This is a genomic window from Streptomyces sp. NPDC025651 (assembly GCF_055558735.1).
Map to the genome: position 1 here is coordinate 53,373 of NZ_JBVHLZ010000022.1, position 23,919 is coordinate 77,291.

Here is a 23,919-nt window from a genome sequence, read left to right on the forward strand (position 1 = left end):
CTGGATCGGGTGCGGGCCCTGTGCGGTCGATTCGCTCGATCTGCTTCGCTCTCCTGCGGCCCTAGGCTGCCAGGATCCAGATCGGCGGTCCCCGGCGGTCGTGCCCGGCGCTGGTGCGCTCGGGGCACCTCTCGCAGGCCGAACAGGCAGACGTCTGCTCGCGCCGCCCGCGGAGCGCCAACCAGGCCATGACATAGGCGGGGCCGGACGTGATGACGGCGACGAGAATCTCGATCATTCCTGGTTTCACCTCCTCGCGGGTCTGTCGCGGATGTTGTGTTCCCCGCCAAGGTAGTGGCGGGGGAGCCCGGTGGGAAAGCTGATTTCCCGGCTCGGGACGGAGCTGTGACACGAGGCGAAGGAGACGCCGTCCTTGTGTTCGTCCACCGGCCAACGGGAGGCGGTCCCCGGCCGCCCTCGATGGTGGCCCGGCAGCACCTCCCAGCCGTCCCGTCGGCCCCGGACTCGGCAACTCGCCGCCCCGCGTGGCCAGTTCGTCCCAGCCCGCTGGTAATCCGGCACGGCCTCACGGCAACCCTCCCGGTTCGCTGCTGCGCCAGGGGTGTGTCTGGTAGGTATTTCCAGACGACGTGCCCGGAAGACGTGTCTAGAAGATCCACCGGGTCCATCCGGCCCGCTCGACGACTGCGTCGGCGGCTTCCGCGGCGGTGTACCCGTCGGTGGTGACGCACAGATCACCGAGCTGATCGCGGTGCAGGGCGTCAGCCTGGGCCACTGCCATGTCGGCGGCCTGGCGCAGGTGGTCGGCGGACCGGCCGCGCAGCGGGTCACCCGGTTGTGGCCAACTGCGGCCCTGGCCACGCGACATGATGTGCCGGGTGAGCTGCTCACGCCCGGCATGGAGCCGGCACAGCGTCACCGCCGCGCCGGGCAGCGCGGCGGCGTACGCCGTGAGTGCGGCGTTGTTCTCGACGGGGCCGGTCATGACCAGGCACTCGGCCCCCGCTCGGCGATACGTGTGCCACAGCGCGGCAAGGTTCCGGGCCTTCACCCGGTGACCGCTGGGGTCGTCATCGGGGGCGGGGCGGCGGAACCCGAGCTGGTCGAGGTCGACGTACGCGGCCGTGTGCCCGGCGCGCAGGACCTTCTGGTACACCTCGAAGCCGACCGCTGACTTGCCCACGCCGGTGGCCCCGCACAGCCACAGGACGTGTCCCCCCGCGGCGGCAGGACGGTTGCCGCGCTGTGCAGGGCCGGTCGGCCGCTGCCCTTGATCCACACCGACACCGACACCAACGTCGGCGTGGGCATGGGTACCGGCACCGACACGGACACCGGCCGTGGCATCGGACCATGGGCCGGTGAGTTCCCGTACACGGCGCACCACTTCCTCCACCGGCAGTCCGCTGGTGTCCACGCACAGGTCGGCGAAGGCGCTTGCGTCCAAGGCGTCGGCTTCCCGCAGCACGGCGTCCACCACGTCGCTCGGCCCATCGCGTCCGAGGAACCGCTCGCGCAGGTCACTGCGGTCGGCGCGCAGCCGACACACCGTCAGTTCGGCATGTGGCAGGTGGCGGTCGGGCACCTCGTGTCGGGAGTCGACGACCCCGGAAACGATGACGCGGCGGGCGCCCGCGTCCCGGAATCCGGCCACCACCCCGCCCAGGTTCTGCGCCTTCATCCGGTGCCGACCCGGATCCGAGGTGGGCTCGGGGAAGCAGATGCCCAGCTGATCGATGTCGACGTACGCGATGTGGCCGCCGCCTCGCGCGAGTTGGGAGTACATCTCCCAGCCGACCGCGGTCTTGCCGACGCCCGGCGGACCGCACAGCCACAGGAGGGGGATCGGACGGTCGAGGGGGAGGGAACGCATCCGAGGACGGTACGGGGACACGAACCGGCACCTCCACCGATTTCCCGGCGCCGACCGGCCAGTCGGCCAACCGACTGACCGGCCAATCGGCCAGTCGACCGACCGACGGACTGACCGAACGAACGGCGCCGGAAGCGTCCGGTGTCAGCGCCGGCGCGCGGCGAGGGCGACCGTGCCGCTCAGGGCGGCGAGCACCACGCACAAGGGCGAGTACAGCAGGCTGTTCCATCGCTGGAACTCGTCGGCGGCCCCGGAGTTCATGAGGTAGCCGCCCAGGCCGCGGGCGAGGAGCACGGCCGCCAGCCCGCACATGCCCGCCGACAGCAGCCGGCGGGGGCCGATCGCGGGCAGGGAGGCGTTCACCATGAGGGTGAGCAGGGCAGCGCAGGTCAGTGCCAGGCCCACCGCGATCGTGCGCGGTGCCGACGGCATCCGGCCGTCGTCACTGCCGCCGATCGTCCTGGTGAACGTCAGGGCGTCCTGGAGCGGCCAGGGGGAGAAGGCCCAGACGAAGTGCAGCAGGCCGAGGCCCGCGAGGGCGGCCGCCAGCACCACGCCCGCCACCGGGCGCATCCCACGCGAGCGCCCCCGCCCCGAGGCGCAGGCCGCTCCGTTCGCCTCCCTCACCGCTGCTCGCCACCCGGTGCGGCCGACCGGCGCGCGGCCAGCACGAGCAGCACCCCGACCAGCAGCAGGGCCCACGCCGGCGAGGCGGGCAACAGGGCGGCCAGCACCGCGCCCCAGGCGGTCATGGCCCAGCCGAACGGGGCGGGTACCCGCTCGCCCCGCTTGGCCGTCCACAGCACGAAGGCGCCGAGCAGCAGCACCGGCACCCCGAAGCTGCCCGGCGCGACCCAAAAGGCCTCGGAATGGGCAAGGTTGTCGGGGGTGACGTCCAACGAGAGAGTCTGCCACGGCCCTTGCCCGAAGATGTCCGACCAGGCGTCGCGTTTGTCCAGCGGGGCCACGACGGTGTGCACCACGCCGAAGGCGACGGCGATCCACCCGGCCGTACGCGTGAGCCTCAGTTTGCTGTCCGGGCGGGTGGTGCGCGCGACATGCGGGAGTGTCATGGCTGCCCCTCATCTATACGGCATCGTATAGATGGAGCCTAGCACTCATCTATACGATGCCGTATAGATGAGGAGCCAGGCGGAACAGAGCAGAGCGAAACGGAACGGAGCAGCCATGGCAGTGGCACGCACCCCGCGTCACAAATGGATCGACGAAGGGCTGCGCGCCCTCGCGACGGGCGGCCCCGACGCCGTCCAGATCGAGGCGCTGGCCAAGGCGCTTGGCGTGTCCAAGGGCGGCTTCTACGGATACTTTGCGGACCGGCGCGCTCTGCTCGAGGAGATGCTCGACCGCTGGGAACGCGAGATCACCGACGAGATCGAAGCGCGCGTCGAGAAGGAAGGCGGCGACGCGAAGGACCGGCTGCGCCGCCTGTTCGCGATCGTCGACACCGGCGAGGGGCTCGACACCGACGTCACCACCGACCTCGCCATCCGCGACTGGGCCCGCCGCGACCCGGCCGTCGCCGCCCGCGTCCGACGCGTCGACAACCGTCACATGGACTACCTGCGTTCACTGTTCGGCGCCTTCTGCACCGACCGGGACGAGATCGAGGCACGCTGCCTGATCACCTTCTCGCTGTACATCGCCGACCAGTTCCTTTTCGCCGACCACGGCGGGCGCACCCGCGCCGACATCCACGCGCTGACGAACGGCTGGCTGCTGGAGTCGCCACGCTGACGGACACGCCGGGCCCGTACCGCCAGGAACCGGCTCCGGCCGCCCCCCCCGATGAAGCCGTCGCGGCCCCGGAGGGAGGAGGTCATGCCACCGGTTGAGGTCAAGGCCTTCCGGGTCACGGGTCTGTCCCGGCGGTCGGTGGCCGCGCACCGGCACGGGAGCGGCGGCGCGAACCACCATCCTGGCCCGTCGGCGGCGCACATCGGACCGTTGGCGGCACACCCGTTCGAGCCCTATTTCCCGCGCTGTACGGGGCGTTGGGGGATGGGGGCAGTGGCGGGGGAAGTCAGATGCAGGGCCGGGCTGCGGGTGGGACATGTCCGGCGGAGGTGCGCTCACGGTATGTAACAGGGGTGTCTTAGGGGGCAGTTGGGCGGAACGGTTCGCCGGACCGGGCCGGTCCTGGTGGTCAGAAACGCTCGCTCGTACCGACGCCGACGCCGGACCGGTGCGGGCGGCCGACACCTCCCACCGATCCTGAGGAAGAAAACGATGCGCGTTCGCAAGCTCACCTTCGCCGCCCTGGCCGTTGCCGCGGGTCTCTCGTTGACGGCCTGCAACGACGACGACGCCACCGGAGCGGGCGACCCGGCCGCGTCCTCCGCGTCGTCCACGGGCGGCGGTTCGGGCTCGGGCGGCTCGGAGCAGGACAGCGGGAAGGACTCCGCCGGCAAGAACTCCGGCGGGCAGGGCACGGAGGCGGGCTCCGGCTCGGGGACGAATGCCAAGGCCGGCACGTGCCGCACCGACGACCTGGACGTCACCGCGCAGGACGCCACCGTCGGCGGCGACACCGAGGGCACGGTCGCGGTCACGTTCAAGAACGGCGGCGGCAAGGACTGCGCCCTGTCCGGATACGCGGGCGTCGACCTGAAGACCAGCGAAGGGGATCTGTCGGCCAAGCGCACGGGGCAGTCCAGCCCGATGGTCCTCAAGGACGGCGAGTCGGTGTCCTTCGGTGTCACCTACCCGGTCAACGACTCGGGCGGCTCCGGCGTCCGCGTCACCGGCCTGGTGGTGACCCCGCCCGGCGAGACGAAGTCGATCTCCCTGGATTGGCCGGGCGCCGGCACGCTGCCCGTCACGGACGGCTCCGGCTCCCCGGCGAAGGTCGGCCCGATGGGCAGCGCCGGCCAGGGCGGGGCGAACTGACCCGAGCCCTCGCAAGGCACCCTTTCACCGGCTGTTCCGGGCCCGGCCCGCAACGGCACACGAGGCCGATCGCGGCCAGACCCCCGTCGTATGGAGTGGGTGGAGATGACAAGAAGCGAGCGGATCGCGGAGCAGTTGGACTGGCACTGGCGCACGAACCTGCGGCCACGGCTGCACGGTCTCACCGATGAGGAGTACTTCTGGGAGCCGGTGCGCGGCTGTTGGAGCATCCGCCCGCGTGGCACGTCGGCCGCACCGATGTCGGAAGGTTCGGGGGAGTGGACGATGGACCTGGCGTCCCCCGGCCCGGTGCCGGCGCCGGTGACCACGATTGCCTGGCGGCTGGCACACGTCATCGTCTCGTGCCTGGGCTATCGGGTCGGATGGCACTTCGGCGGCCAGGACGTCGACTCCGAGACATTCGCGTACGCGGGGACAGCTGACGAGGCACTGAAACAGCTCGATGAGATGTACGGGAGATGGAACGCGGGGGTCCGCGCGCTCTCGGACGCTGACCTGGACAATCCGCCCGCGGTGGGCCCCGAGCGGCGCCCCATGGAGGGCATCGTCCTGCACGTCAACAGGGAGCTGATCCATCACGGCGCCGAGATTTCCCTGCTGCGCGACCTCTACCGCTGGCAGGACGGAGCCGTACCGCACCGGAGATGACTTTCCGGCAAGCGGCGATCGAGCTTCGTGCATGTTCGAAGATGGCGAAGCTTCAGTCCCCCTGCAGGAGCAGAAGCTTCAATCCTCCTGCAAGAGCATCAGTGTGATGGCGGTGACGACTCGACCGCGTGTCAGTGGGGCCTGGCAGAGTTCCTTCCATGCTGCAGGTGTGTTTGAACGGAGCCCGTGACCGCGGCGAATGCCACGCTCTTCCAACAACGGCCAGGGAATTGGCCGTTGAGGCCATGCGGGCCGTGGCCGCGGCCGAAGCACGTGAAGGTCGGAGTCACCACGGGTGCCTGGGCGGTGCCCGATCCGCAGAGCCGGGCCGACCTCATCCGCTCCTGGCAGGTGCGGCCCGACCACGCCTCGGTGAACTGGCACGAGACAGGGGCCGATGCGGTGGCCGCCGTGCTGCTGGACCTCGGTGTCGGCGTCGAGGCGGGCATCTGCTCCGGCACGGACGCGGCCCGCAGATTCCGTGCCTCGCCCGTGTCGGGCAGGGTCCTGCGCGTGCTCGCCGAGGTCACCGACACCGACCCCGCCACGGCCGCCACCACGGCTGAGGACCTGGTGGCCGAGTTGGGTACAGGTTCCACGACGCGTGTGCTGCTGCACGGTGAAGAAGGCGGGGCCTGGCCGGTGCTGAGGACCGCCGCGCGCCTGGGCCTGGACACCAGGATCGGCTTCGAAGACGTCCTGGTGCTGCCGGACGGATCTGCGGCCGGGGACAATGCCGCCTTGGTCCACGCCGCGCGAAACCTCCTGCACAGTACGTAAACCGGCACCGGCACCGGCACCGGCACCGGCACCGGCACCGGCACCGGCGCCGGAACCACTGACACCCGGACATGGGGCCGAGCTGCCTGGGTTGCGGGCTCCGGCTCCGGCTTGTGGGCGGCGAGGCTCCGTTGCGAACGTTCGAAGCCAACCGGCCTCGGCCGTGACCGGTGTGATCAGCGCCGATCCAGCCCCGGCGCAGGTGACCGAAGGCGATGCCGTGCCAGTAATCCGAAGGGACTACCCGAGGATCGGCCTTCGCGGCGATCCGCCACCGACCGCTCCGGGCGAAGGATGGAAGGAACCTGCAGAAGGGCGGTGCCACCATGCCGCACCGAGAACTCGAAGATCTCCTCAAGGAGCTGACCCGTATCGCGGCGCTCCCGCTGGAACGCGGCGAAACGCTCCCGGCACGGGCGTACCGCAGCGAGGACTTCTACCTCCAGGAGAGAGAGCACATCTTCCGCGCCGACTGGCTGTGCGCCGGCCATGTGGCCCAGGTCGCCCGACCCGGCGACTACCTGCGCACCGACGTGCTGGGCGAACCGGTGGTCATCACGCGCGACGAGGACGGCACCCTGCACGCGCTGTCCCGGGTGTGCCGTCACCGGTTCATGGACGTACTTCCCCCGGAGACCACACCCGAGCACGGGTCCCTGAAGCGACTGACCTGCCCGTACCACACGTGGACGTACCGGCTGAACGGCGAGTACGCGGGACAGCTGGCCGGCGCACCCCTGATGGGCAAGGTCGACTTCGACCGTGCGACGTGCCGGCTGCCCCGATACCGGCTGGAGGTGTGGAACGGGCTGGTCATGATCTGCGCCGATCCCGAGGCACCGGAACTGGGCCCGCAGCTCGACGAACTGACGGTCAAACTGGCTCCGTACCGGCTGGCGGATCTGGCCGTGGCCTACACGGCCGGCTGGCAGGGCGTGCCCGCGAACTGGAAGGTGGCCCTGGAGAACGGCTCGGAGAACTACCACCACATGGGCAGCCACGCGCGCACCCTCGAGCCGATCCTGCCGGGCAAGGACACCGTCGTCGACGCGTGCGAGGGACGCTGGTTCACCATGTACACCCCCTTCGCCACGGACCTCGTATCCCGGGCAGGGGCAGGGGCAGGGGCAGGGGCAGGGACGGGGACGGGGGAGGACGCGGCAATGCCGGAAGACGCGACGACGACAGAAGCCGCGCCCCAGATCACCGGCACCTTGATCCCCCACCTCGGGGAGCGGGAACGGTCCGGGATGACGATCGCGGGCATCTTCCCCCACCTGGTGATGGCCCTCCTGCCGGACAGCGTGACGTTCCTGCGGTGGACCCCCACGGGCCCGGCCACCCACGACGCCCACTTCACGGTGCTCGTGCCGGCCCAGGCCCGGGACACACCGGGATTCGACGCCTATGTGGATGCCTCGCGCCGGCAGCTGGAGGCCGTTCAGAACGAGGATCTGGTGGCTATCCGGGGCGTCCAGCGCGGCCTGGCCACCGATCCGGGACCCTCCGGCGGCCGCTTCTCCCACCTGGAGCGCCCCCTGTGGCAGTTCCAGCGCTACCTCGCCGACCGCCTCGTGCACCGCCCGCGCGTGCCATGACTCGCAGCGGTCCGGACGGGCCGGTCGCCGGTCAGGGCGCGGCGGCCAGGTGGGCCGCGGCCCGTTCCGCCGCGTGGACGACCTCTTCGGTGTCGACACCCACCAACTCGCCGCCGGTCTTGCGGAGTCGGCCGTCCACGTACACGTCGGTGATGTTGAGCGGCTGGCCGTTGAGGACGATCTGGCTCGTCCAGTCGAAGCGGGGGGCGAAGTTCAAGGTGCCCGGGTCGAGCACGAGGACGTCGGCGCGTTTGCCGGGGGTCAGCGAGCCCACCTGGTCGGCCATGCCGATGGCCTCGGCGCCGCCCAGCGTGCCCATGCGCAGTACGGCGGGCAGCGTGGGGTGGATCCGCGGGTCCTCGTGCACGGCTCGCTGCAGGCCCACGGCGGCCTTCATGAGAGCGAACATGTCGGAGGTGTCGTTCGTCCCGCCGTCGTGGCCCAGACCCGCCTTCACCCCGGCCTTGTGCAGTTTCGGCAGGGGCATGACGCCTGAGGCCAGGCGCATGTTGCTCAGCGGACAGTGCGCCACCCGTACGTCGTGGTCACCCAGGAGCGCGATCTCCTCGCGGCTCAGGTGGATGGCGTGGTTCATCAGCAGGCCGGGGCCGAAGGCGCCGATCTCGCGCAGGGCCCGGATCTGCTCGTCGTCGCGGTCGGTACGGTGCTCCAGCACATGCGAGTTGAGCATCAGCCCCAACTCCTGGGCCTGCTTCCAGGAAGCGCGCAGCGAGGCGATGCCCGCCCTGCGCGCGTGCACCGCGATCTGGGCGGAGGCCAGCGGCAGCGGATCCAGGAGTCTTTCCTTGACCGTGCGGACCTGATCCTCCGCGCCCGCGAAGGCGGCCATGGCGTAGACGAAACGCAGCCCCGCGTCGTCCAGCGCCTGCACATAGCGCTCGCTCGTCGCGTACGGGATCGCGTGCACCCAGTCGACCAGCGTGGTCACGCCCGCCTGGAGGGCATCGAGGGCGGACAGGTGCACGAAGGCGTACATGTCCGCGGGATCGATCTTCGGCAGCGTCGGGCGGTTGCACGCCTTCAGCCAGCCGGCCACGTCCTGGTCCGAGCAGCCGCCCCTGATGCTGGACTGCCACAGGTGATTGTGGATGTCCACGAACCCCGGCAGCACGAACTGCCCCGACACGTCCCGCACCCGGGCGCCCCGCGGTGCCTCCAACCCCCGGCCGACGTCGGCGATCCTGCCGTGCTGCAACAGCACGTCGGCGCCTTCGAGGAGACCCAACTCCCCGTCGCCGACGCGGGAGTCCATGGTCAGGACGAGTGCGGCGCCCCGGAGCAGAGTGGCCTGCCCGGGCCGCTCGGCCACGGCGGCCGCCGGACCGGCGGCTTTGGAGACAGCGGCCAGGGAGAGACCACCGGCCCCGGCGAGGAGACTGCGACGGTTGAGGCGGAAGGGATTCGGCAGAGTCATTGCGGCGTTATACCGCTGGACGCCACGCCCTCGACAGGCGAGATCCAGCCCACAATTCAAAAGTGAAGTTCCGCGATACGAAACATCGGCGCTGTTCGGTGCCGTTCGCCGCTGTGACCGCAGTCGGGGACGCCCTCACCCCCTGAGTAAGGTGATCGAACATCCAGCCGATCGCGCACCACCATGGAGTGTGCGATCGGCCCAGTCGGGCACAGTCGTGCCCAGTCGTACTTCAGGAGAAGAACCCGTGACACCGCACCAGCCTCCCCACCCCGCGCGTCGAGCCGTTGCGACGGCAGGGCGGAGGGGCAGGCGCGCCGCGGTGTGTGCCGTGGTCCTGTCTCCGGCGCTGCTGGCGCTGCAACTCGGCCTCGGCGCCGTGGCCCAGGCCCAGGAACCCGTCGGCGCGAGGCCGGGCGCGGTGAGCGATCCGGCGGTGCCCGACCGGGCGACGATCACGGAAGGTCAGGTCAAGGAGGTGTCGCCGGGCGGCGTCATCACGTATCCGAGCGTGACCAGTTGCCTCACGGTGACCGCGCGGCTGCGGGACGGCGGCCTGGTCGGTGCTCACGCCAGCCTGTTCCAAGTGCCGGGCGAACTGCGCTCCGACGAGATCCTGGCCGCGCTGGGGAAACGCGTCGGCGGCCGCTCCGTGGCCGCTGTCGAGGTCAGAGGCGCCGTGGGCGCCTGGAACCCGAGCTACTTCGTGAAGGCGATCGAAAGTTACGGCGAGGGAGAGCAGGTGCCCGTCCCGTCGGGCCAGGACCTGGACGGGATCGCCCGCGAGGTGTCGCTGGGACTCGGTCTTTCCCGGAGCACCGTCACGGTCGAGGACGTGCCCGACGGGGACCAGACCGTCAGGTGACGACGCCGCCGCCGATCACCCGGTGCATTGCTCTCCCAGTCGGACAGCTTGCCGCTCTGGTCCGTGGCGCGTTGCCCGTTGCCCGTTCGGTCAGTTGATCCTGCCCCCTTGGGCCTGGTGCCGACGGCTCTTCACGGCGTATTCAGAGAGGGTTGTTGATCTCGCGTCAGAAGAGGGCTTGTGTACGACCAGGAGAAGGCCAGATCCATCGGGGCCGGCAGTGACCGTGTACCGGCGCGCACCCCCGCCTCCGCTCCGCCGCCGCGGTCCAGTGCTCTGTTCGGTCTGCCGGCCGGCACGGGCAACACCGCGGTCGTGCAGATGCTCCGCCGAGCCGGCCACCCCTGGGCCCAGGAACAGCACCCGCACCCCGCCGACCACGGTCACCGACAGACCCAACAGCCGACCCACGTACAGCGCTTGGTCCATGAGGTGCTGCGTACGCCGGGCCGCCCCATGGACGACGCCACCCGCAGTGACATGGAGACACGTCTGGGGGCGGACTTCTCCGACGTACGTCTTCACACCGATGCCGCGGCGAAGACATCCGCGGCCGAGGTCGGAGCCCGCGCCTACACCTCGGGCAACCACGTGGTGATCGGTGAGGGCGGCGGGGACAAGCACACCCTCGCCCACGAACTCACGCACGTGATCCAGCAACGGCAGGGACCCGTCGCGGGAACGGACAACGGCTCCGGTCTCAAGGTCTCCGACCCCTCGGACCGCTACGAGCGCGAGGCCGAGGCCAACGCGACCCGGGCCCTGAACGGCACGCCGGACACGAAACACGGCGAAGCCGCCACCACGCCATCCGAAGCGGCGGCGCAGGACGGCGTAGCGGTCCAGCGCGCGCTGGACCCCAACAGCCAGCCGGCCCTCGGGTTCCGGGCGGTCACGGAGCCCGCGCAGGGCAACCGGGTGGTGGCCGCGATGATGCGCACCGCCGGCGGGACGGGCACCCAGCCCTTCGCCGACCCGGCCGGATACGACTACATCCGCGCCCTCGGCCTGACGAACTGGTGGATCCGTTTCCACCTCGTGAATGAGGAAGCCGGCGGGCCGGGGAGCGCCGACAACCTGGTTCCCTCGTCCAAACGGGACAACTCCCAGTACCACGCACAATTCGAAGCGCTGCTCAAGCAGCACGTCGCCGCGGCCGCCAACGCCAATCAGGCGATCAACGGCCAGACACCGCACCAGGTGTTCTACGGCGTCGAGGTGGACTACGGCACCGCGCCCACCGGATCGGTGCGCCAGCAGCTGGCCGCCCCGCACTTCCCGACCCGCCTGAGCGTCTTCCACTACACGTACGACACCACCCAGGGCACGTGGACCATGCACCACAACGGCACCGCCTTCACCTTCCAGGATCCGCAGCCGACGGACACGGGTGTCGCCGTCCCGGCCATCGGTCTCACCGCGCAGCAACTGCAGAGTTTTGTTCCCGGATACAACTGGACCAACGAAGACCTCGCCTTCATCCAGTCGCTGGGTGGTTCCCAGAAGGCGGCCTTCGAGTACTACACCGACAAATACTCGGCCTATGGCCCCGAAGGATCCGTCCTCACGGCGTTCACGGAGATGCCGTTCGTGGCCAATCGCACCACCCGTTTCCCCCGCACGGCACAAGCCGGTGGCGCCGTTCCGGTCGCCGACCGCATCCCCCAGGCGCCCCTCAGACTGCTCAGCAATGCCCTGGCCACCGGCATGATCACCATCTGAGGGGGAAACGGAGCAGCGAAAGGAGCCGTACATGTCTGCGCTGTGGAGCGTCCGGGTCACCGGACTGTCCGAGCAACCTCCCGCCCTGAACCTGCGAGTGCGTGCCGTCCACCCGGACGCGGGCGCGCTGCCCACGTCCCTGTCGTTCGCCTACCGGCTCCTGACCGAGGCCGCAGACGGCGTGACCGCACCCTGGGACCAGGCCCAGGACCAGGACCAGGACCAGAACCGGGACCGGGACCAGGGCGGGGACGAGGGCCTGGGCGATGGCCGGGCAGCGGCGGCCATCGACTCCGTGACGGTCGGCGAGGAGCGCAATTTCCCGTACGACGACGAAGCTGCCCAGCAGTTCATCAAGGACGAGCTCCGCCGAGACGGGCTCACCCCCGAGTCCACTCCGGATGCCTGGCAGGCCGGCTTCATCGAACGATGGCAGGAACTCTGGCGCGGCGAAGGACCCATCGCCCGGGCCTTCGCTCCCACAGCAACCCTGACACTGCGCCTCAAGGACACCTCCTGGCTCTCCCGCATCAGCCCGGGAACGCAGTGGAGCACCGCCGCATACGAATGAGGCGAACCGGGGGCCACAGCACCGGGCTCCTGCTCGTGCGGCTCGTGCGGCTCGTGCGGGTCATGCGGATCGCAAGCGTCCGCGCCGTGCTGCCTGGGCGGTAGGGAGGACGGAAGGGCTGCGAGATGCCTGGGCACCCGGCGGCGATACGGCCGTGCCCGAACGGCCCCGAGGCGAGCGACCTGAAGTCTCGGGATTCCCCGGAAGCGGCCATCCCCGTCATCTCGTAGCCTCCGGAGCTCCGACACACTGGTCCTGTCTGTGAGGTGGCAACCGACATGGCGACGCACACGAGCAAGGACGCCGGTGACCCGCACGCCCAGATGCGTGCGGCGCAGGAAGAGGAGTACGCGGAACGACTCACGGCCCTGCGCGAGCAGGCCATGGAGCTGCTGGCGGAGTTGGAGCAGCGCACCCGACCCCAGGTGCCCCCGCAGCCGGACAACGCATCCGGCGCCGCGGCCGTACGAGCCAGCGGTCAGGCCGTCATCGCCGGCCGCAGCAATTCGGCCACGGACACGACGCACTTGGACGGCGGCGGCGCGAACGGGGCCCTCTACGTCACCGGCAACGCCGGGGGAGTCACGGGGGTAGGCGTGGACCAGCCCGGGGTACGCGCGTATGCCTACCGCAGCTACGCGGTGCACGGCTTCGCGGTGCCCCCGAACCGCGCGGCGGGTGTGCTGGGAGAAAGCCCCGCGGGTCACGGCGTGTACGGCTACAGCGAGCGAGGAGTGGGCACGGTCGGGGTGGGCCTGCAGGGTATGGGGGTGCTGGCCTTCAGCCGGGACCGAGAGGCCTTGAACGCCTACAGCGTCGCGGGCTGCGCCATACAGGCCGCCACCGCATCTGGTTCTGCCGCGGCGGTGCTGGCCGAGAACTCCTCCGACACGAGCAGCGGGAATGCGGTGCTGGCGTTCGGGGGCAAGGGCACAGGGCTCTACGCGTCCGGGGCGCGTGCGGCCCTGCAACTGGGCCGTGCGCCGTTCACCGGCCCTCCTGCCGACGGGTTCCACGAGTCGGGGGAGCTCGTGCTCGACGCGAACGCCGATCTTTACCTGTGCAAGGTCACCGGAGCGCCCGGCACGTGGACCATGGTGGCCTGACTGTCCCCTCAGGCCAGGACCAGGAGGCCCATACACCGGACGCGGTGCGGCATTCGGGCTTGTCGGTGGAGGGGTGAGGGATCGGGGTACGAGCGCGCCCTGCTCTTGTCGGTCGACAACCCCAACGCGGAACACGGATGGTGGGCTCGCATCGGACGCACCGAGTCCACGAGAAGCTCCACGATGTCCTGGTACGCGGATGGCAACACCCCTGCATCCAGCTCCGCCGACCACGTCGGCACCGGTCGCACCCCCCACCGGCGAGCCCGTCGATCCAGGCCCCGCCGTCGGCCCGCTCTCCGCTTCCGACGCCCCGTCCTCACTAACCCCCGGATCGGTCACCGAGCCCCCCCGAGGAGAGGATCTCGCTCACCGTCTCCCGCGTGATCTCCAACCGGGGCAGCACGCCTTCCTGTTTCGGGCAGTAGGGCCCGCACCGCAGGTCCGCACGGTCCGCCCCGTCGTGTGCCAGCGGTCAGCGGGCGAGGCGGATCCGCGGTGCCCACGCGAGGGCTGTCTGGTCCGCCACCGGCCGCACGAAGTGAACCGTGCTACGTGACTGGGGGAGCGTGGCGCTGATCCTCGGCCTGACCCGGTAAGGACCTACCGCCCACGCCTAGTCCGGGAACGGCCGCAGGCCGATGCGCGTGTAGATTTGGGTGCCGGTTCGGGTGTGTGCGCGTCTTGCGAGATCTTCGAAGTAGACCGCGAACCCGGCACCGTCGATCTCCCGCTGGGCGGCGATGTAGGGGGCGATAGTCCGCCACATCGACAGGACCGAGCCACCGTACGCGCCGAGGATCAGATCCTCGTCGACGACACGGTGCGCGACAAGTTTGCCGAGGTCGTCGAAGAAGAACGCGACCTTGCGAACTCGGTGCTTGACCGGCTCCGGGAGACCGGCAATCCCGTCACGCGGATCGTGCTCCCGCGCGAGATGCTCGTTTATGTACTCCCGGCAGAGAGTCCACTCCTCGGTTCTCGTCTCGCCGAAGCTTTCCAGGACTAAGGGCAGGATGTTTGCGCCCCTCATGAGAGCGAGCTGACGGTATGCGGTAACCGAACTCGCAATGCGGATGCCAGACCGACCGAGCAGGGGTCCGAACGTTCCATGGCCGGCGATTGAGGTGAGTTGAGGAATCGTTTCGCGATGGATGCGGGAGCCGCAGTTCGATGTTCTGCAGCGCGTACATCCGCTCGATCTGCTCGGGGTGTTGCCGGGGCTGCAGGGCGCGGGCCGGCGCGGCACGTTCGGCGGCGTCCTGCTGCCGCTCCGCGGTGACCAGGTCGGCGGGGAAATCGGTACTCGCGAGGGGACACGGTCCGTGGCCTTCACGGCAAGGAGCAGGCAGATGCGTTGAACGCGGTGCGCCAGACCGTGCTGGCCACGGTGGGAGGTGTGTCCGTCTGTCCAATGGCCGTTTCGAACTCGAAGCCGTACCGCGTCCTTCTCGGGTGTTCTTGACGTGGGCGACCTCTGCCGCTCCGGCATGCGGGGCGTTGATCTGAGCGGCGCCATCCTGAACTTCGCTGACCCGAGTCATGCCAATCTGGCGCAGGCCCGGCTCGATGACGCGTCGCTCGGCAACTCGCGGACTGCCGTGCCCGGCCGGACCGACACGACCCACATGCGCCACCCCCACCGCAGACGGCCCCCGTGGTGTGAGTGGTGTCCCGGTTCTCGACTTCAGGAAGGTCGGGAACGGCGAAGGCGCCGGTGCCAGACCGTGGGCCAACGCGAGCTGGGTCCCCGTGCGCCGTCACAGCAACCTGGACCCGCTACGTGGACCTGCTTCGTCCTTATGCTGCGCCGTTATGGCGGACAGGCAACCTGGCACGAGGCAGAGGTGGATATGGCTCGTGCCCGGTGTGGTGGCGGCGGGGTTGGTCTTGTGGGCCTTCGGGCCGGGAGCCAGGTGGGTGGTCGAGCAGTTGGGCTCTGCAAGTCTGGAGGTTCGGCTCGGTGGCATCTACGCGCTGGAGCGCATCGCTCGTGACTCGCCACGCGATCACGGCGCGGTGATGGCGGTTCTTGCCGCGTTCGTCCGTGAGCATTCCCGTGACGAGGACGCTCACCCGGAGATGGGAGAGGCATACGAGCAGACGTCCGGGCAGAGGGTGCGGCTCCGGGAAGACCTGCAGGCTGCCCTTGGGGTGATCGGCCGCCGCGACCGCCGCAGCGACACCGGCAAGATCTACCTTTCGGACGCCGATCTGCGCGGTGCTGACCTGCGCGGTGCGTACCTGGCTGGTGTGGGGATGCGGGGCTCGGACCTGTCCGGCGTGAACTTCGGCGACTGCAATCTCGCCGGAGCGAATCTCGTCGGGGCGAACCTGTCCGGTTCAGCGCTGGGCGGAGATCTGCGTGGCATCCGTCTGAAAGAGGCGGACTTGACGGGGGCGTGGCTGGCCGGTGCGCCCATGCGTGACGCCGACCTGACTCGGGCGAGGCTCTCCGGCACGAACCTGGCCGGCGCCGACTTGACCAATGCCGATTTGCGTGGCGCGAATCTGGAAGACGCCGAGGTGGCCGGTGCCGACCTGACCGGTGCCCTCAGATGACACCAGTGCTGCGTTCCGGGGAACACGGTGTCGGCGTACTCGACTATGTGCAGAGCCGCGTACGGATGAACGTGCAGAGCAAGGAGCCCTGTGAAGCGCTGGCGTTGTTGTTCGAGATGATGGGGCGGTGTCTCTTCGCTACTTCAATCAGACCGGCTGGACCGCGATCTTCCACGGCACCGACACCGAGATCGGCCGCATGGTGCGTGTAGAGGGCTGGGACCAGGCGACCGGGTCGGCTCTGGTCGTTGATCCCAAGCGTGGTGCCCTGCGTCCGGTGACGGACTACGAGGACTTTTCCCATCTGGAGCGAGCCGACCAGGTCGTGGCCGCGGTGCCTGGTGGAGGGTGGCGGGTGCACTGGAAAGATGAGGGCCCAGGGGGAACGCCGCTGACGGAACAGGTGTTGGCGTGGCTCATCACGTCGCAGGGACGGGCGACCGCCATCACGGTCGATGCCCAGGGGCATGTCGAGGATGCTGATGGCGCCGACGCCTTCATCCCGCCGGGCGGGGACCCGGCCTCCTGATCGCAGCCGGTCAGGCCGCGTAGTTCTCGCGCTCGATGGCCTTGAGACGGTTTTTCAGCCGGTGGCTGGGGCCGTTGACGGAGATGACCTCGCAGTGGTGGAGAAGGCGGTCGAGGACTTCGTCGCCGAAGACCTGGCCCCACTCGCTGAAGGTCTTCGAGGTCAGGATGATCGAGCCCTTCTCGTAGCGCCTGGAGACGACCTGGAGGACCAGGGGCGCTCACCAGCGAGCCGGTCGGCTCATGTGACCACCAACGTGCCCGCGAAAGCAGCCACATCGACGAGACAGACGGAGCGGTCCGCATCCGCCTCGGAGCCGTTCCGATCGACCTGCCCGAACCTGTCGCTGACCTTGCCCTTCAGCAGGTCGCGATTCGCCGAAGCCATGCCGTCCTCGCCCGCACAGCCTCACCCTGGCTCCTCCCCGGCGGCCGGCCCGGCCGCCCGATCAGCGTCTGGGCCATGGGAGAACGACTCCGCACCCTCGGCATCCACATCACCGTCGCCGTCAAGTGGCGGCGATCCGCCGCCGGAGACTGGGCTCCCTACGCAGCCGACGTCGCCAGCCGCCCGTGAGCCATGGCCATGCGCTTCTAACCCATGCCGCCGTTGCTCTGGAGAAGCTGGGCATTGATCCATCCGCCCTCTGCGGAGCAGAGGAAGGAGACGAGATTCGCGCAGTCCTGCGGCACACCGAGGCGTCCCAGGGGAGTAAAGCGGATCATGTCCGCCTTCTGCTCTTCGGTCATCCACCCGGTGTCGGTCGGTCCGGGATTGATCGCATTGCAGGTCACTCCGAGGTGGGCGAGCTCACGGGCCGCGGCCAGCGTGATCCGGTCCATCGCTCCCTTGCTTGCCCCATATGGCAGGTTGCCGGCGGTGTGGTCGCTGGTCAGGCTGACGATCCGCCCGCTGCCGTGCTGTCCGCGGAACCGCAGCCCGTACTCCCGGATCAGCAGCCAGGTTGCCCGCGCATTGACGGCGAAGTGCAGGTCGAAGCTCTCCACCGTGGTGTCCAACAAGCCGGAGTCGACCGACTCGCAATGGCAGAGCACCAGCGCGGTGACGTTTCCCAGTTCGCGCTCGACGCTGTCGAAGAGCTGAGCCGGCACGGCCGGGTCGCTCAGGTCCGCCTCGACCGCGAGTGTCCTCGCCCCGAGGGACGCCACCTTCCTCTGCAGCTCTTCAGGCGCACCCGGCTCCATGCCCCACTGCATCCGCGCGTCGTACGGAGTCCAGTACGTGAAGGCCACATCCCACCCGGCCCGGGCCAGATTCAGCGCCACCGCCGCAGCGATCCCCGCCGAACGGCCCGCCCCCGTGACCAAGGCAAGCGGGCGCCCCGCTTCTTCCACGTGCTGCCGGCTCCCCAAGGGCGTCTCATCAGTCATGTTCCTCATCCTGGCGGGCCGCTCTTCACACGGCATCCGTTTTTCCCGGTCGCTGCCCCTGATGAGGATTCTTGATCTCGGGTCTGGGCGATATCTCGGGACGGTCACGATCGTCTCCGGTAGCGATCACGGTCCGGGGCGGGAATGCCCTGGTCATGCGGGACTTGTCGGCACCTGTGTCCCTTCCACGGGCAAGGGTTCCGCCCGGCCTCACCCACCAGGGCACGGGTGGGTGAGTCATCTGGAACGCCGCCACTGGCTCCCCTCCCCAGGCCGAGCGGGAGCCGTACCCGATATCCATCAAGGGAAACTGGCCAATGAGCGTGATTTCTGCCGGGGTGGATATGCCAAGAAGTGATTCCGAGCGCACTTCGTCGAGCGGATATGCCTCGTCATGTGCCGAGTACGCCCTCCATTGCGCTGACTGATTGATGGATCGTAGAGGCTATACCTCAAGAGCTCACTGACATTGAGGAGAAAGAAGTGTCTCTGTGGCGAAGATGAAGGGGACTACGACTGCGGAAGGGCTGCCACTGGATGACCGCGATCGGCTGGCCGCCCGATTGCTGGGGGTCCTCAAAGCCGTACGGGCCGCCGGCCCGTCCGCTTCGCTTTCGGAAGTGGTTCAGTTGACCGGCCTGCCCAAGAGCACCGTCCATCGTCTTTTGGCCGAACTGCAGGCTGTGGGAATAGTGCGCAGAGACGGCGTGCGCTATCAGTTGGGCGCAGCGGTATGGCAGCTGGTCGCGTCATACGAAGAGAGTCAGGTCAAGATCACCCGACAGAAACTCAAGCCGCTGTTGCTTCGGCTGCATGGGAGGACGCGCTATCTGGTCGGGCTCGCTGTACCCGGCCACGGGACAGTACGGTTCGTCGACTTGCTGTATGGCGAGGAATACAGCGACGTGGCCCGGCGTGTCGAAGAAGAATCGCTTCTGTTCGCCAGTGCTGCGGGCAAGGCTCTCCTGGCGCATTGCCCGCAGCTGGCAGCAGAGTTCGCTCAGCGTACGCACTCCCACGGTGCTGCAGGGGCGACGGTGTCATCGACGGCACTCAGCGCTGAACTCGCCGATATCCGGCGGCGAGGATTCTCTCTCGACCAGCACTCGCCCCGGCTGGGCATCACCGCGGCCGCTGTGCCGATACGGGGAGCGGACGGGCAGCCGGTGGCGGCGCTGAGCATCGGGGCCTACCCGCACCGGTTCGATCTGTCCGCGGCGTGCGAGCTGCTGCGCCATGCCGCTGCCCGCGCCCACGAGGTCCTGCGGCGTACTTCGGGTTGAGTGCCGAGAGGTCGGTGGCCGCCCCCTGGGGGAGGAGGGGCGGTCACCGGCGGCACGGCGGATGCATCTACTGAGCGGCCGCCCTCCAGAACGCGGCGAGGTGGTCTTCCATCAGCCGGGCTGTGTCGGCCGCGCGCTTCAGGTCCGCGCTGTTCTCCATGCTCGCCGCGGCCAGCGCCAGGGACTTGTCGAGCACCTCGTCCGGCCGTTCCTCGTATGAGGCGAAGTAGTCCACCACCTCCTTGGGTAGCCCGGTGTGTGCCCGCAGGGCGGGGGTCAGGATGACGCAGGCTTCGTGCCACAAGGTGATGTCTGCATAGCAGACCAGCGCGATCGCGGTCGGACTTCCGTGCAGACAGATCCAGTTGATAAATCCGGCGTAGGTGTAGGCGACGGGAGCGAGTCGCTGGCCCGGGTGTTCCTCGAGCGGCGTCTTGTACGCGACGGCGGCGGCCCGTACGTTGTCCCGGTCGGTGCCCACCACCTGCCCGATCTCGAGCAGGAAGTCCATCGCGCCGGTGTTGCGGAACCGGGCGGCTGCCAGCGCGATGCAGGCTGTGACGTTGTCCAGGGTGGCGTTCTCCAGCCGGACGACGGCGGCGATGTCGTCGTCGGTGAGCCTGCCTGCCCTCGCCTTGGTGATGAACGGATTGTCCGTGGCGACGTGCCGCATGGCGTGGACGAGTTGGTCCGCGGTCTCGCGGATCGTGTCAGTGCCCGATGAGAGTGTGGTGGTCATGCGTGGATCTCCTTCTGTGAGGTGGTCGTCTCGTAGGCGGTCGTGACGGCAGCGGAGATGGTCCTCGCTGCCTGGGTGAGGTCTTCAGGACGGTGCGCGCTGGTGAGCTGGAGGCGGTAACGCGCCTTGCCGCGCTGGACGATGGGGAACTCGACGAGATGGAGCAGCACGCCCTCGTGTCGCGCGATGCTCATCGCTTTCCTGCCGACCGTGAGGGACTCGACCTGGACCGGCACGATGGGGGACGGCTCGCCCAGGACGGTGCAGCCCGAGGCGGTGGCCAACTCCCCGCGCAGCACTTCGGCGTTGCGCAGTACGGTGTCCCTGCGTCGCTGCCCTTCGCTCGACATCATGATCTGTGCCGCGGCGAGGGCTCCGGCGGTCTGCAGCGGGGTGAGTGCCGAGGAAAACGTGTGGGTGCTGGCGAAGTAGCGGACGTAGCGCGCGACCGACTCGGAGTTGGTCGCCAGGTAGCCGCCGTTGGTGGCGAATGCCTTGCTGAACGAGCCGACGGTCAGGTCGAGTTGTCCGTGTACGCCTTGAGCGGCGGCATGGCCCCCTCCGTGGGGCCCCATCACTCCGACGTCGTGGGCCTGGTCGACCAGCAGCACGGCGTCGTACTCACGGCAGATCGCCTGCAGTACGGGCAGGTCCGGGGTGTCGGAGTTCATGGAGAACAGGCTCTCGGTGACCACGAGGATCCCGTTCTCCGCGTCCGTGGCGCGGATCTGGCGCAGCGTGGCACGCACCGCCTCATTGTCCAGGTGCGCGAACCGCGTCACTTGCGAGCTCGCGCTCGCGGCGATGCCCTCGTGCAGGCAGGCGTGTGAGAGTTCGTCGACGACGATGTGGTCGAAGCGCCGGGCCAGGGCATTGACGGCCCCGAAGCCGGCCGCCCACCCCGTCGGGAAGAGCACGATGTGCCGCATCCCGGTCAACTCGGCCAGCCGAGCGCACAGTTCATCGGCGAGTTGGGTGTCGCCCGCCGCGGCGGGGGAGCCCGCGCTGTGCGGGCCGTAGGTGTCGAGAGCCCTGGTGATCGCCGCGTGTACGGCCGGGTGGGAGCTCAGCGCGAGGTAGTCCTGGCTCAGGAGGTTGATGCCGACGCCTTCGCAGGCGAACTCGTCGCGTACCCGGGTCCGTGGCACCAGGTGCGAGGTGAGCATCTGCTGGTGGTATCCCCAGACGCCGTTCTCGGCGTGCGGTCGTCGCCATCGTTCGAAAGGGTCGACACGGTCGAGGAGGTGACGTCCTCGCAAGGTGGTGAAGGTGCCCAGGGAACGGCGGTCGTCGTGATGGCGGCTCATGCCGGTGTTCTCCTCCCGCGTGGGTTGTCGGGCGCGCTGACCGACGGGCGTCGGGCAGCGGTGATGATCAGCGAGGCGTTGTAGCCGCCGAATCCGAACGAGTTGCTCAGCACCGCCCCCAGAGGCTTGCGGCGGGTGGAGCCGGTGACCAGGTCCACGGTGATTCCGGGGTCCGGGTCGGTGAGATTGGCTGTGGGCGGGATGGCCGCCTCGCGCAGCGCCAATACGGCGTACGCGGCCTCGAGCGCGCCGGCGGCGCCGAAAGTATGGCCGGTGACACCTTTGGTGGAGCTGACGGGCACCCCGTCGCCGAAGATCTGGCTGATGGCCTCACTTTCGACGGCGTCATTGAGGCGCGTGGACGTCCCGTGGGCGTTGACGTAGTCGATAGCGTCCGTGGCAACGCCTGCGTCGGCGAGCGCGGCGAGCATGGCGCGGCGGGCCCCGTCGCCGTCGGGGGCCGGACGGGTGGCGTGATGTCCGTCTGCGGACGTGCCGTAGCCGGCGATCGTGGCCATCGGTACCGCGCCCCGCGCGCGGGCGTGTGCCTCGCTCTCCAGTACCAGGACCCCCGCGCCTTCCCCCAGGACGAAGCCGTCACGGGTGGCGGAGAAGGGACGGGAGGCAGTGGGCGGGTCGTCGGTTCGCCGGGACAGTGCGCGCAGCCGGTGGTACGCGGCGGCGTTCAAGGGGGTCAAAGGGGAGTCGGCGCCTCCCGCAAGCGCCACATCGAGCACTCCGGCACGGATGAGGTCTCGTGCCACTCCGATGGCCATGGACCCCGAGGCGCAGGCGGTGGCGAGGGTCAGCGCGGTGCCGCGTAGCCCGAAGCGGATGGAGAGCGCGCCGGCGGCCGCGCTGAGCAGACCCAGTGGCATGGTGCGTCCCGAGACCGCGGTGGGCCCGAGGCGTTCCAGGCGTGTCTGCTGGGCCTCCAGGGTGGCCATGCCGCCTGCCACGCTGCCCAGGACGACGCCGAACCGGGTGGGGTCGGTGTCCTCGGCCCGTAGCCGGGCGGAGGAAAGTGCCTCTTCCGCGGCCACCAGCGCCAGCTGCGCGTAGCGGTCCAGCAGATCGGCCTGTCGGCGACCCAAGTGCGCGACAGGATCGAAGTCCGGGACGCGGCAGGTGAAGTCCACCGGGCAGCCGCTGAGCGCGGGGTCGGGAGCAGCCGTGGGTTCACCCGCGGCGACCCGCTTCCAGTTCTCATCCACCCCGAGCCCTGCCGAGCTGACCATGCCCAGGCCGGTCACCGTCACCGGTCGTGCGGTCACGCCGCTGTCTCCCGCTGATGCCCGATGGCTTCTGCGAGTTCGCCCGGCGTGGTCCTGGCGGTCACCGCCTCTTCCGGGATGTCGACGCCGAACGCTTCCGCGAGCCTCTCGGCCAGTTCGACCTGTGCCAGGGAGTCCAGGCCGAGTTGCTCCAGGCTGGCGTCCTTCCGGAGATTCTCGGGTGCCACTTCGAAGGCCGAGACCAAGAGGTCGGCGACTGTCTCGTAAATCATGCGCAGCACACTCCCTGATGCTGTCGAATTCCTGTGTTCTTTCAGTCGTATGAGGTGGGTCCGGGCAACCTCCGCATCTATGGCGGACCGCCCAAGTTCCCGTCGAAAATCAACGAGAAGAGTTCGGCTGGATTCCTCGACCTTGTGAGTCGGGATGCTCTGCAGCGTAAGAGCAGATTCGCCGGTCGGTCGAGGCTCGGTTCCACCTCACGGAACAGCCCTTAGCCGGGGGCGATACGCCTTGGTTCCACGTCACGGAACCAGCCCTTACCCAGCCCCAATTGAGCGCCGTACGGTCGGAAGTCACACCAGGAGAGGAGCAGCATCCGTGTTCTTGGATTCCGAACCGAGGGAAGCCGCACCAATCGACGAGTGGAATGCGACGCGCACGCTGTATCCCCGGGACACACCGTTGCACCGTCTCTTCGAGGAGCAGGTGCGGAGGACTCCCCACGCTCCGGCTGTCAAAGACGGGGCTGCGACGGTGACATACCGACAGCTGGACCGCCGAGCCAACGCGGTCGCATGGCAGTTGAGGCAGAGCGGGGTATCCACAGGGGACCGTGTCGGCGTCGCCGCCCAGCTGTCGGCGGGGGCTGTCGCGGCCATGCTCGGCGCACTGAAGGCGGGCGGGGTCTACGTGCCGCTCGACCCCGGCTATCCCGTGGGCCGACTCGCCGACATGTGCCGGCAGGTGGGCGTGCGGGCTGTGGTGGCCGACCCCGCTGCGCCCGAGGTGCCGGTCGACTGCCGCCTACCGGTCCCTCACACCGTGGAGTACGAGCGGGAGCGGCCTCCTGTCGTAGACGGACTCTCGGCAGCTGCCGTCGCCTACATCATGTTCACCTCCGGTACCACTGGCCGCCCCAAGGCCGTCAGTGTTCCGCACCGCGCGTCGGCGCGGCTTGTGGTTGATGTCGACGGGTTCGATGTGGGGGAGAGGGATACCTGGCTGGCCACCACCAACATGTCCTTCGACGTGTCCTGTTTCGAAATTTTCGGCGCCTTGCTGAACGGGGCCTGCCTGGTGGTGCTGGACCGGCCCACTCTGCTCTCACCCGATGCGCTCGCCCACCGGATTCAGGTCGACGCGGCCACCGTCATGGTGCTCAGC

General features: G+C 69.2%; 26 protein-coding genes and 2 pseudogenes. 15 read left to right on the top strand and 13 right to left on the bottom strand.

The window, feature by feature from the left end:
• Positions 1 to 61: 61 nt before the first annotated feature.
• From ACZ4D5_RS42475 to ACZ4D5_RS42490, 4 genes are all read right to left on the bottom strand, one after another.
• Positions 62 to 238, bottom strand: coding sequence for a hypothetical protein (locus tag ACZ4D5_RS42475; RefSeq protein WP_467777894.1), 177 nt, complete (start codon positions 236 to 238; stop codon positions 62 to 64).
• A gap of 369 nt (positions 239 to 607) precedes the next feature.
• A complete protein-coding gene (locus ACZ4D5_RS42480; protein WP_467777895.1) occupies positions 608 to 1,834 on the bottom strand; it encodes an ATP-binding protein in 1,227 nt (408 codons plus the stop codon).
• 144 nt (positions 1,835 to 1,978) lie between these two features.
• Positions 1,979 to 2,407: a DUF3995 domain-containing protein gene (locus ACZ4D5_RS42485; protein ID WP_467777919.1), complete on the bottom strand. Its 429-nt coding sequence runs from the start codon at positions 2,405 to 2,407 to the stop codon at positions 1,979 to 1,981.
• 50 nt (positions 2,408 to 2,457) lie between these two features.
• A complete protein-coding gene (locus tag ACZ4D5_RS42490) occupies positions 2,458 to 2,907 on the bottom strand; it encodes a DUF6463 family protein (protein WP_467777896.1) in 450 nt (149 codons plus the stop codon).
• Between the two features lie 115 nt (positions 2,908 to 3,022).
• On the opposite strand from ACZ4D5_RS42490, the gene ACZ4D5_RS42495 reads away from it, so the two are divergent.
• The 5 genes and pseudogenes from ACZ4D5_RS42495 (at position 3,023) to ACZ4D5_RS42515 (ending at position 7,788) form a co-directional block, all read left to right on the top strand.
• Positions 3,023 to 3,589: a TetR/AcrR family transcriptional regulator gene (locus ACZ4D5_RS42495; protein WP_467777897.1), complete on the top strand. Its 567-nt coding sequence runs from the start codon at positions 3,023 to 3,025 to the stop codon at positions 3,587 to 3,589.
• A 492-nt stretch (positions 3,590 to 4,081) separates the two neighbouring features.
• Positions 4,082 to 4,741 carry a DUF4232 domain-containing protein gene (locus ACZ4D5_RS42500; RefSeq protein WP_467777898.1) on the top strand — a complete coding sequence of 220 codons (660 nt, stop codon included), beginning with the start codon at positions 4,082 to 4,084 and terminating at the stop codon, positions 4,739 to 4,741.
• A 105-nt stretch (positions 4,742 to 4,846) separates the two neighbouring features.
• Entirely contained in the window at positions 4,847 to 5,410 is a 564-nt protein-coding gene (locus ACZ4D5_RS42505; RefSeq protein ID WP_467777899.1) for a DinB family protein, read from the top strand.
• Between the two features lie 158 nt (positions 5,411 to 5,568).
• Positions 5,569 to 6,190: pseudogene (locus ACZ4D5_RS42510) on the top strand (3-keto-5-aminohexanoate cleavage protein).
• A gap of 326 nt (positions 6,191 to 6,516) precedes the next feature.
• Complete coding sequence (locus ACZ4D5_RS42515) at positions 6,517 to 7,788, top strand: aromatic ring-hydroxylating oxygenase subunit alpha (RefSeq protein WP_467777900.1); 1,272 nt, start codon at positions 6,517 to 6,519, stop codon at positions 7,786 to 7,788.
• A gap of 31 nt (positions 7,789 to 7,819) precedes the next feature.
• Here the strand turns inward: ACZ4D5_RS42515 and ACZ4D5_RS42520 are convergent, their stop codons facing one another.
• Entirely contained in the window at positions 7,820 to 9,223 is a 1,404-nt protein-coding gene (locus ACZ4D5_RS42520; RefSeq protein ID WP_467777901.1) for an amidohydrolase family protein, read from the bottom strand.
• 331 nt (positions 9,224 to 9,554) lie between these two features.
• Between ACZ4D5_RS42520 and ACZ4D5_RS42525 the strand changes: the two genes are divergently transcribed.
• From ACZ4D5_RS42525 to ACZ4D5_RS42540, 4 genes are all read left to right on the top strand, one after another.
• A complete protein-coding gene (locus tag ACZ4D5_RS42525; RefSeq protein ID WP_467777902.1) occupies positions 9,555 to 10,088 on the top strand; it encodes a hypothetical protein in 534 nt (177 codons plus the stop codon).
• Positions 10,089 to 10,409: 321 nt separating this feature from the next.
• Positions 10,410 to 11,810 carry an eCIS core domain-containing protein gene (locus tag ACZ4D5_RS42530; RefSeq protein WP_467777903.1) on the top strand — a complete coding sequence of 467 codons (1,401 nt, stop codon included), beginning with the start codon at positions 10,410 to 10,412 and terminating at the stop codon, positions 11,808 to 11,810.
• A gap of 31 nt (positions 11,811 to 11,841) precedes the next feature.
• Positions 11,842 to 12,381 (top strand): hypothetical protein, encoded by a 540-nt coding sequence (locus ACZ4D5_RS42535; protein ID WP_467777904.1) that lies wholly within the window; start codon positions 11,842 to 11,844, stop codon positions 12,379 to 12,381.
• 278 nt (positions 12,382 to 12,659) lie between these two features.
• The gene (locus ACZ4D5_RS42540; RefSeq protein ID WP_467777905.1) at positions 12,660 to 13,487 is read left to right on the top strand and encodes a hypothetical protein; all 828 of its coding nucleotides are present in this window, start codon (positions 12,660 to 12,662) and stop codon (positions 13,485 to 13,487) included.
• A gap of 616 nt (positions 13,488 to 14,103) precedes the next feature.
• On the opposite strand, the gene ACZ4D5_RS42545 is transcribed toward ACZ4D5_RS42540, so the two are convergent.
• Positions 14,104 to 14,520: a DUF4760 domain-containing protein gene (locus ACZ4D5_RS42545; RefSeq protein ID WP_467777906.1), complete on the bottom strand. Its 417-nt coding sequence runs from the start codon at positions 14,518 to 14,520 to the stop codon at positions 14,104 to 14,106.
• A gap of 121 nt (positions 14,521 to 14,641) precedes the next feature.
• Between ACZ4D5_RS42545 and ACZ4D5_RS42550 the strand changes: the two genes are divergently transcribed.
• The 4 genes from ACZ4D5_RS42550 to ACZ4D5_RS42565 all read left to right on the top strand — a co-directional run bounded on the left by ACZ4D5_RS42550 (position 14,642) and on the right by ACZ4D5_RS42565 (position 16,578).
• Positions 14,642 to 14,848 carry a hypothetical protein gene (locus ACZ4D5_RS42550; RefSeq protein ID WP_467777907.1) on the top strand — a complete coding sequence of 69 codons (207 nt, stop codon included), beginning with the start codon at positions 14,642 to 14,644 and terminating at the stop codon, positions 14,846 to 14,848.
• 129 nt (positions 14,849 to 14,977) lie between these two features.
• Positions 14,978 to 15,484 (top strand): pentapeptide repeat-containing protein, encoded by a 507-nt coding sequence (locus ACZ4D5_RS42555; protein WP_467777920.1) that lies wholly within the window; start codon positions 14,978 to 14,980, stop codon positions 15,482 to 15,484.
• Positions 15,408 to 16,049 (top strand): pentapeptide repeat-containing protein, encoded by a 642-nt coding sequence (locus ACZ4D5_RS42560; RefSeq protein WP_467777908.1) that lies wholly within the window; start codon positions 15,408 to 15,410, stop codon positions 16,047 to 16,049. The genes ACZ4D5_RS42555 and ACZ4D5_RS42560 overlap by 77 nt, the downstream gene beginning before the upstream one ends.
• Positions 16,050 to 16,176: 127 nt before the next feature.
• A complete protein-coding gene (locus ACZ4D5_RS42565) occupies positions 16,177 to 16,578 on the top strand; it encodes a hypothetical protein (protein ID WP_467777909.1) in 402 nt (133 codons plus the stop codon).
• Positions 16,579 to 16,588: 10 nt separating this feature from the next.
• On the opposite strand, the pseudogene ACZ4D5_RS42570 reads toward ACZ4D5_RS42565, so the two are convergent.
• The 3 genes and pseudogenes from ACZ4D5_RS42570 to ACZ4D5_RS42580 all read right to left on the bottom strand — a co-directional run.
• Positions 16,589 to 16,798 (bottom strand): annotated as a pseudogene (locus tag ACZ4D5_RS42570) (ATP-binding protein); the annotation flags it as partial.
• 20 nt (positions 16,799 to 16,818) lie between these two features.
• Positions 16,819 to 16,965, bottom strand: a complete 147-nt coding sequence (locus ACZ4D5_RS42575) for a hypothetical protein (RefSeq protein WP_467777910.1) — start codon at positions 16,963 to 16,965, stop codon at positions 16,819 to 16,821.
• 206 nt (positions 16,966 to 17,171) lie between these two features.
• Positions 17,172 to 17,969, bottom strand: coding sequence for an SDR family oxidoreductase (locus tag ACZ4D5_RS42580; protein ID WP_467777911.1), 798 nt, complete (start codon positions 17,967 to 17,969; stop codon positions 17,172 to 17,174).
• A 500-nt stretch (positions 17,970 to 18,469) separates the two neighbouring features.
• Here ACZ4D5_RS42580 and ACZ4D5_RS42585 point away from each other — a divergent pair, with 500 nt between their 5' ends.
• Positions 18,470 to 19,252: an IclR family transcriptional regulator gene (locus tag ACZ4D5_RS42585; RefSeq protein WP_467777921.1), complete on the top strand. Its 783-nt coding sequence runs from the start codon at positions 18,470 to 18,472 to the stop codon at positions 19,250 to 19,252.
• Between the two features lie 67 nt (positions 19,253 to 19,319).
• Here ACZ4D5_RS42585 and ACZ4D5_RS42590 read toward each other — a convergent pair whose 3' ends face one another.
• The 4 genes from ACZ4D5_RS42590 to ACZ4D5_RS42605 are packed head-to-tail and all read right to left on the bottom strand — an operon-like array spanning position 19,320 to position 22,805.
• Positions 19,320 to 19,991, bottom strand: coding sequence for a hypothetical protein (locus ACZ4D5_RS42590; protein WP_467777912.1), 672 nt, complete (start codon positions 19,989 to 19,991; stop codon positions 19,320 to 19,322).
• Entirely contained in the window at positions 19,988 to 21,298 is a 1,311-nt protein-coding gene (locus ACZ4D5_RS42595) for an aminotransferase class I/II-fold pyridoxal phosphate-dependent enzyme (RefSeq protein WP_467777913.1), read from the bottom strand. The genes ACZ4D5_RS42590 and ACZ4D5_RS42595 overlap by 4 nt, the downstream gene beginning before the upstream one ends.
• Positions 21,295 to 22,572, bottom strand: a complete 1,278-nt coding sequence (locus ACZ4D5_RS42600; RefSeq protein WP_467777914.1) for a beta-ketoacyl-[acyl-carrier-protein] synthase family protein — start codon at positions 22,570 to 22,572, stop codon at positions 21,295 to 21,297. Before ACZ4D5_RS42600 ends, ACZ4D5_RS42595 begins: the two co-directional genes overlap by 4 nt.
• A complete protein-coding gene (locus ACZ4D5_RS42605; protein ID WP_467777915.1) occupies positions 22,569 to 22,805 on the bottom strand; it encodes an acyl carrier protein in 237 nt (78 codons plus the stop codon). The genes ACZ4D5_RS42600 and ACZ4D5_RS42605 overlap by 4 nt, the downstream gene beginning before the upstream one ends.
• 154 nt (positions 22,806 to 22,959) lie before the next feature.
• Between ACZ4D5_RS42605 and ACZ4D5_RS42610 the strand changes: the two genes are divergently transcribed.
• Positions 22,960 to 23,919, top strand: a 960-nt coding sequence (locus ACZ4D5_RS42610; protein ID WP_467777916.1) for an AMP-binding protein, incomplete at its 3' end; no start/stop codon positions are given.

Coding starts and splice junctions, on each gene's coding strand:
- ACZ4D5_RS42530 (WP_467777903.1), top strand. CDS start 10,410: ATGCTCCGCCGAGCCGGCCACCCCTGGGCCCAGGAACAGCACCCGCAC.
- ACZ4D5_RS42590 (WP_467777912.1), bottom strand. CDS start 19,991: ATGACCACCACACTCTCATCGGGCACTGACACGATCCGCGAGACCGCG.
- ACZ4D5_RS42540 (WP_467777905.1), top strand. CDS start 12,660: ATGGCGACGCACACGAGCAAGGACGCCGGTGACCCGCACGCCCAGATG.
- ACZ4D5_RS42480 (WP_467777895.1), bottom strand. CDS start 1,834: ATGCGTTCCCTCCCCCTCGACCGTCCGATCCCCCTCCTGTGGCTGTGC.
- ACZ4D5_RS42605 (WP_467777915.1), bottom strand. CDS start 22,805: ATGATTTACGAGACAGTCGCCGACCTCTTGGTCTCGGCCTTCGAAGTG.
- ACZ4D5_RS42475 (WP_467777894.1), bottom strand. CDS start 238: ATGATCGAGATTCTCGTCGCCGTCATCACGTCCGGCCCCGCCTATGTC.
- ACZ4D5_RS42495 (WP_467777897.1), top strand. CDS start 3,023: ATGGCAGTGGCACGCACCCCGCGTCACAAATGGATCGACGAAGGGCTG.
- ACZ4D5_RS42485 (WP_467777919.1), bottom strand. CDS start 2,407: ATGCGCCCGGTGGCGGGCGTGGTGCTGGCGGCCGCCCTCGCGGGCCTC.
- ACZ4D5_RS42555 (WP_467777920.1), top strand. CDS start 14,978: ATGCGGGGCGTTGATCTGAGCGGCGCCATCCTGAACTTCGCTGACCCG.
- ACZ4D5_RS42515 (WP_467777900.1), top strand. CDS start 6,517: ATGCCGCACCGAGAACTCGAAGATCTCCTCAAGGAGCTGACCCGTATC.
- ACZ4D5_RS42575 (WP_467777910.1), bottom strand. CDS start 16,965: ATGGCTTCGGCGAATCGCGACCTGCTGAAGGGCAAGGTCAGCGACAGG.
- ACZ4D5_RS42595 (WP_467777913.1), bottom strand. CDS start 21,298: ATGAGCCGCCATCACGACGACCGCCGTTCCCTGGGCACCTTCACCACC.
- ACZ4D5_RS42535 (WP_467777904.1), top strand. CDS start 11,842: ATGTCTGCGCTGTGGAGCGTCCGGGTCACCGGACTGTCCGAGCAACCT.
- ACZ4D5_RS42545 (WP_467777906.1), bottom strand. CDS start 14,520: ATGAGGGGCGCAAACATCCTGCCCTTAGTCCTGGAAAGCTTCGGCGAG.
- ACZ4D5_RS42550 (WP_467777907.1), top strand. CDS start 14,642: ATGCGGGAGCCGCAGTTCGATGTTCTGCAGCGCGTACATCCGCTCGAT.
- ACZ4D5_RS42490 (WP_467777896.1), bottom strand. CDS start 2,907: ATGACACTCCCGCATGTCGCGCGCACCACCCGCCCGGACAGCAAACTG.
- ACZ4D5_RS42585 (WP_467777921.1), top strand. CDS start 18,470: ATGAAGGGGACTACGACTGCGGAAGGGCTGCCACTGGATGACCGCGAT.
- ACZ4D5_RS42505 (WP_467777899.1), top strand. CDS start 4,847: ATGACAAGAAGCGAGCGGATCGCGGAGCAGTTGGACTGGCACTGGCGC.
- ACZ4D5_RS42520 (WP_467777901.1), bottom strand. CDS start 9,223: ATGACTCTGCCGAATCCCTTCCGCCTCAACCGTCGCAGTCTCCTCGCC.
- ACZ4D5_RS42500 (WP_467777898.1), top strand. CDS start 4,082: ATGCGCGTTCGCAAGCTCACCTTCGCCGCCCTGGCCGTTGCCGCGGGT.
- ACZ4D5_RS42580 (WP_467777911.1), bottom strand. CDS start 17,969: ATGACTGATGAGACGCCCTTGGGGAGCCGGCAGCACGTGGAAGAAGCG.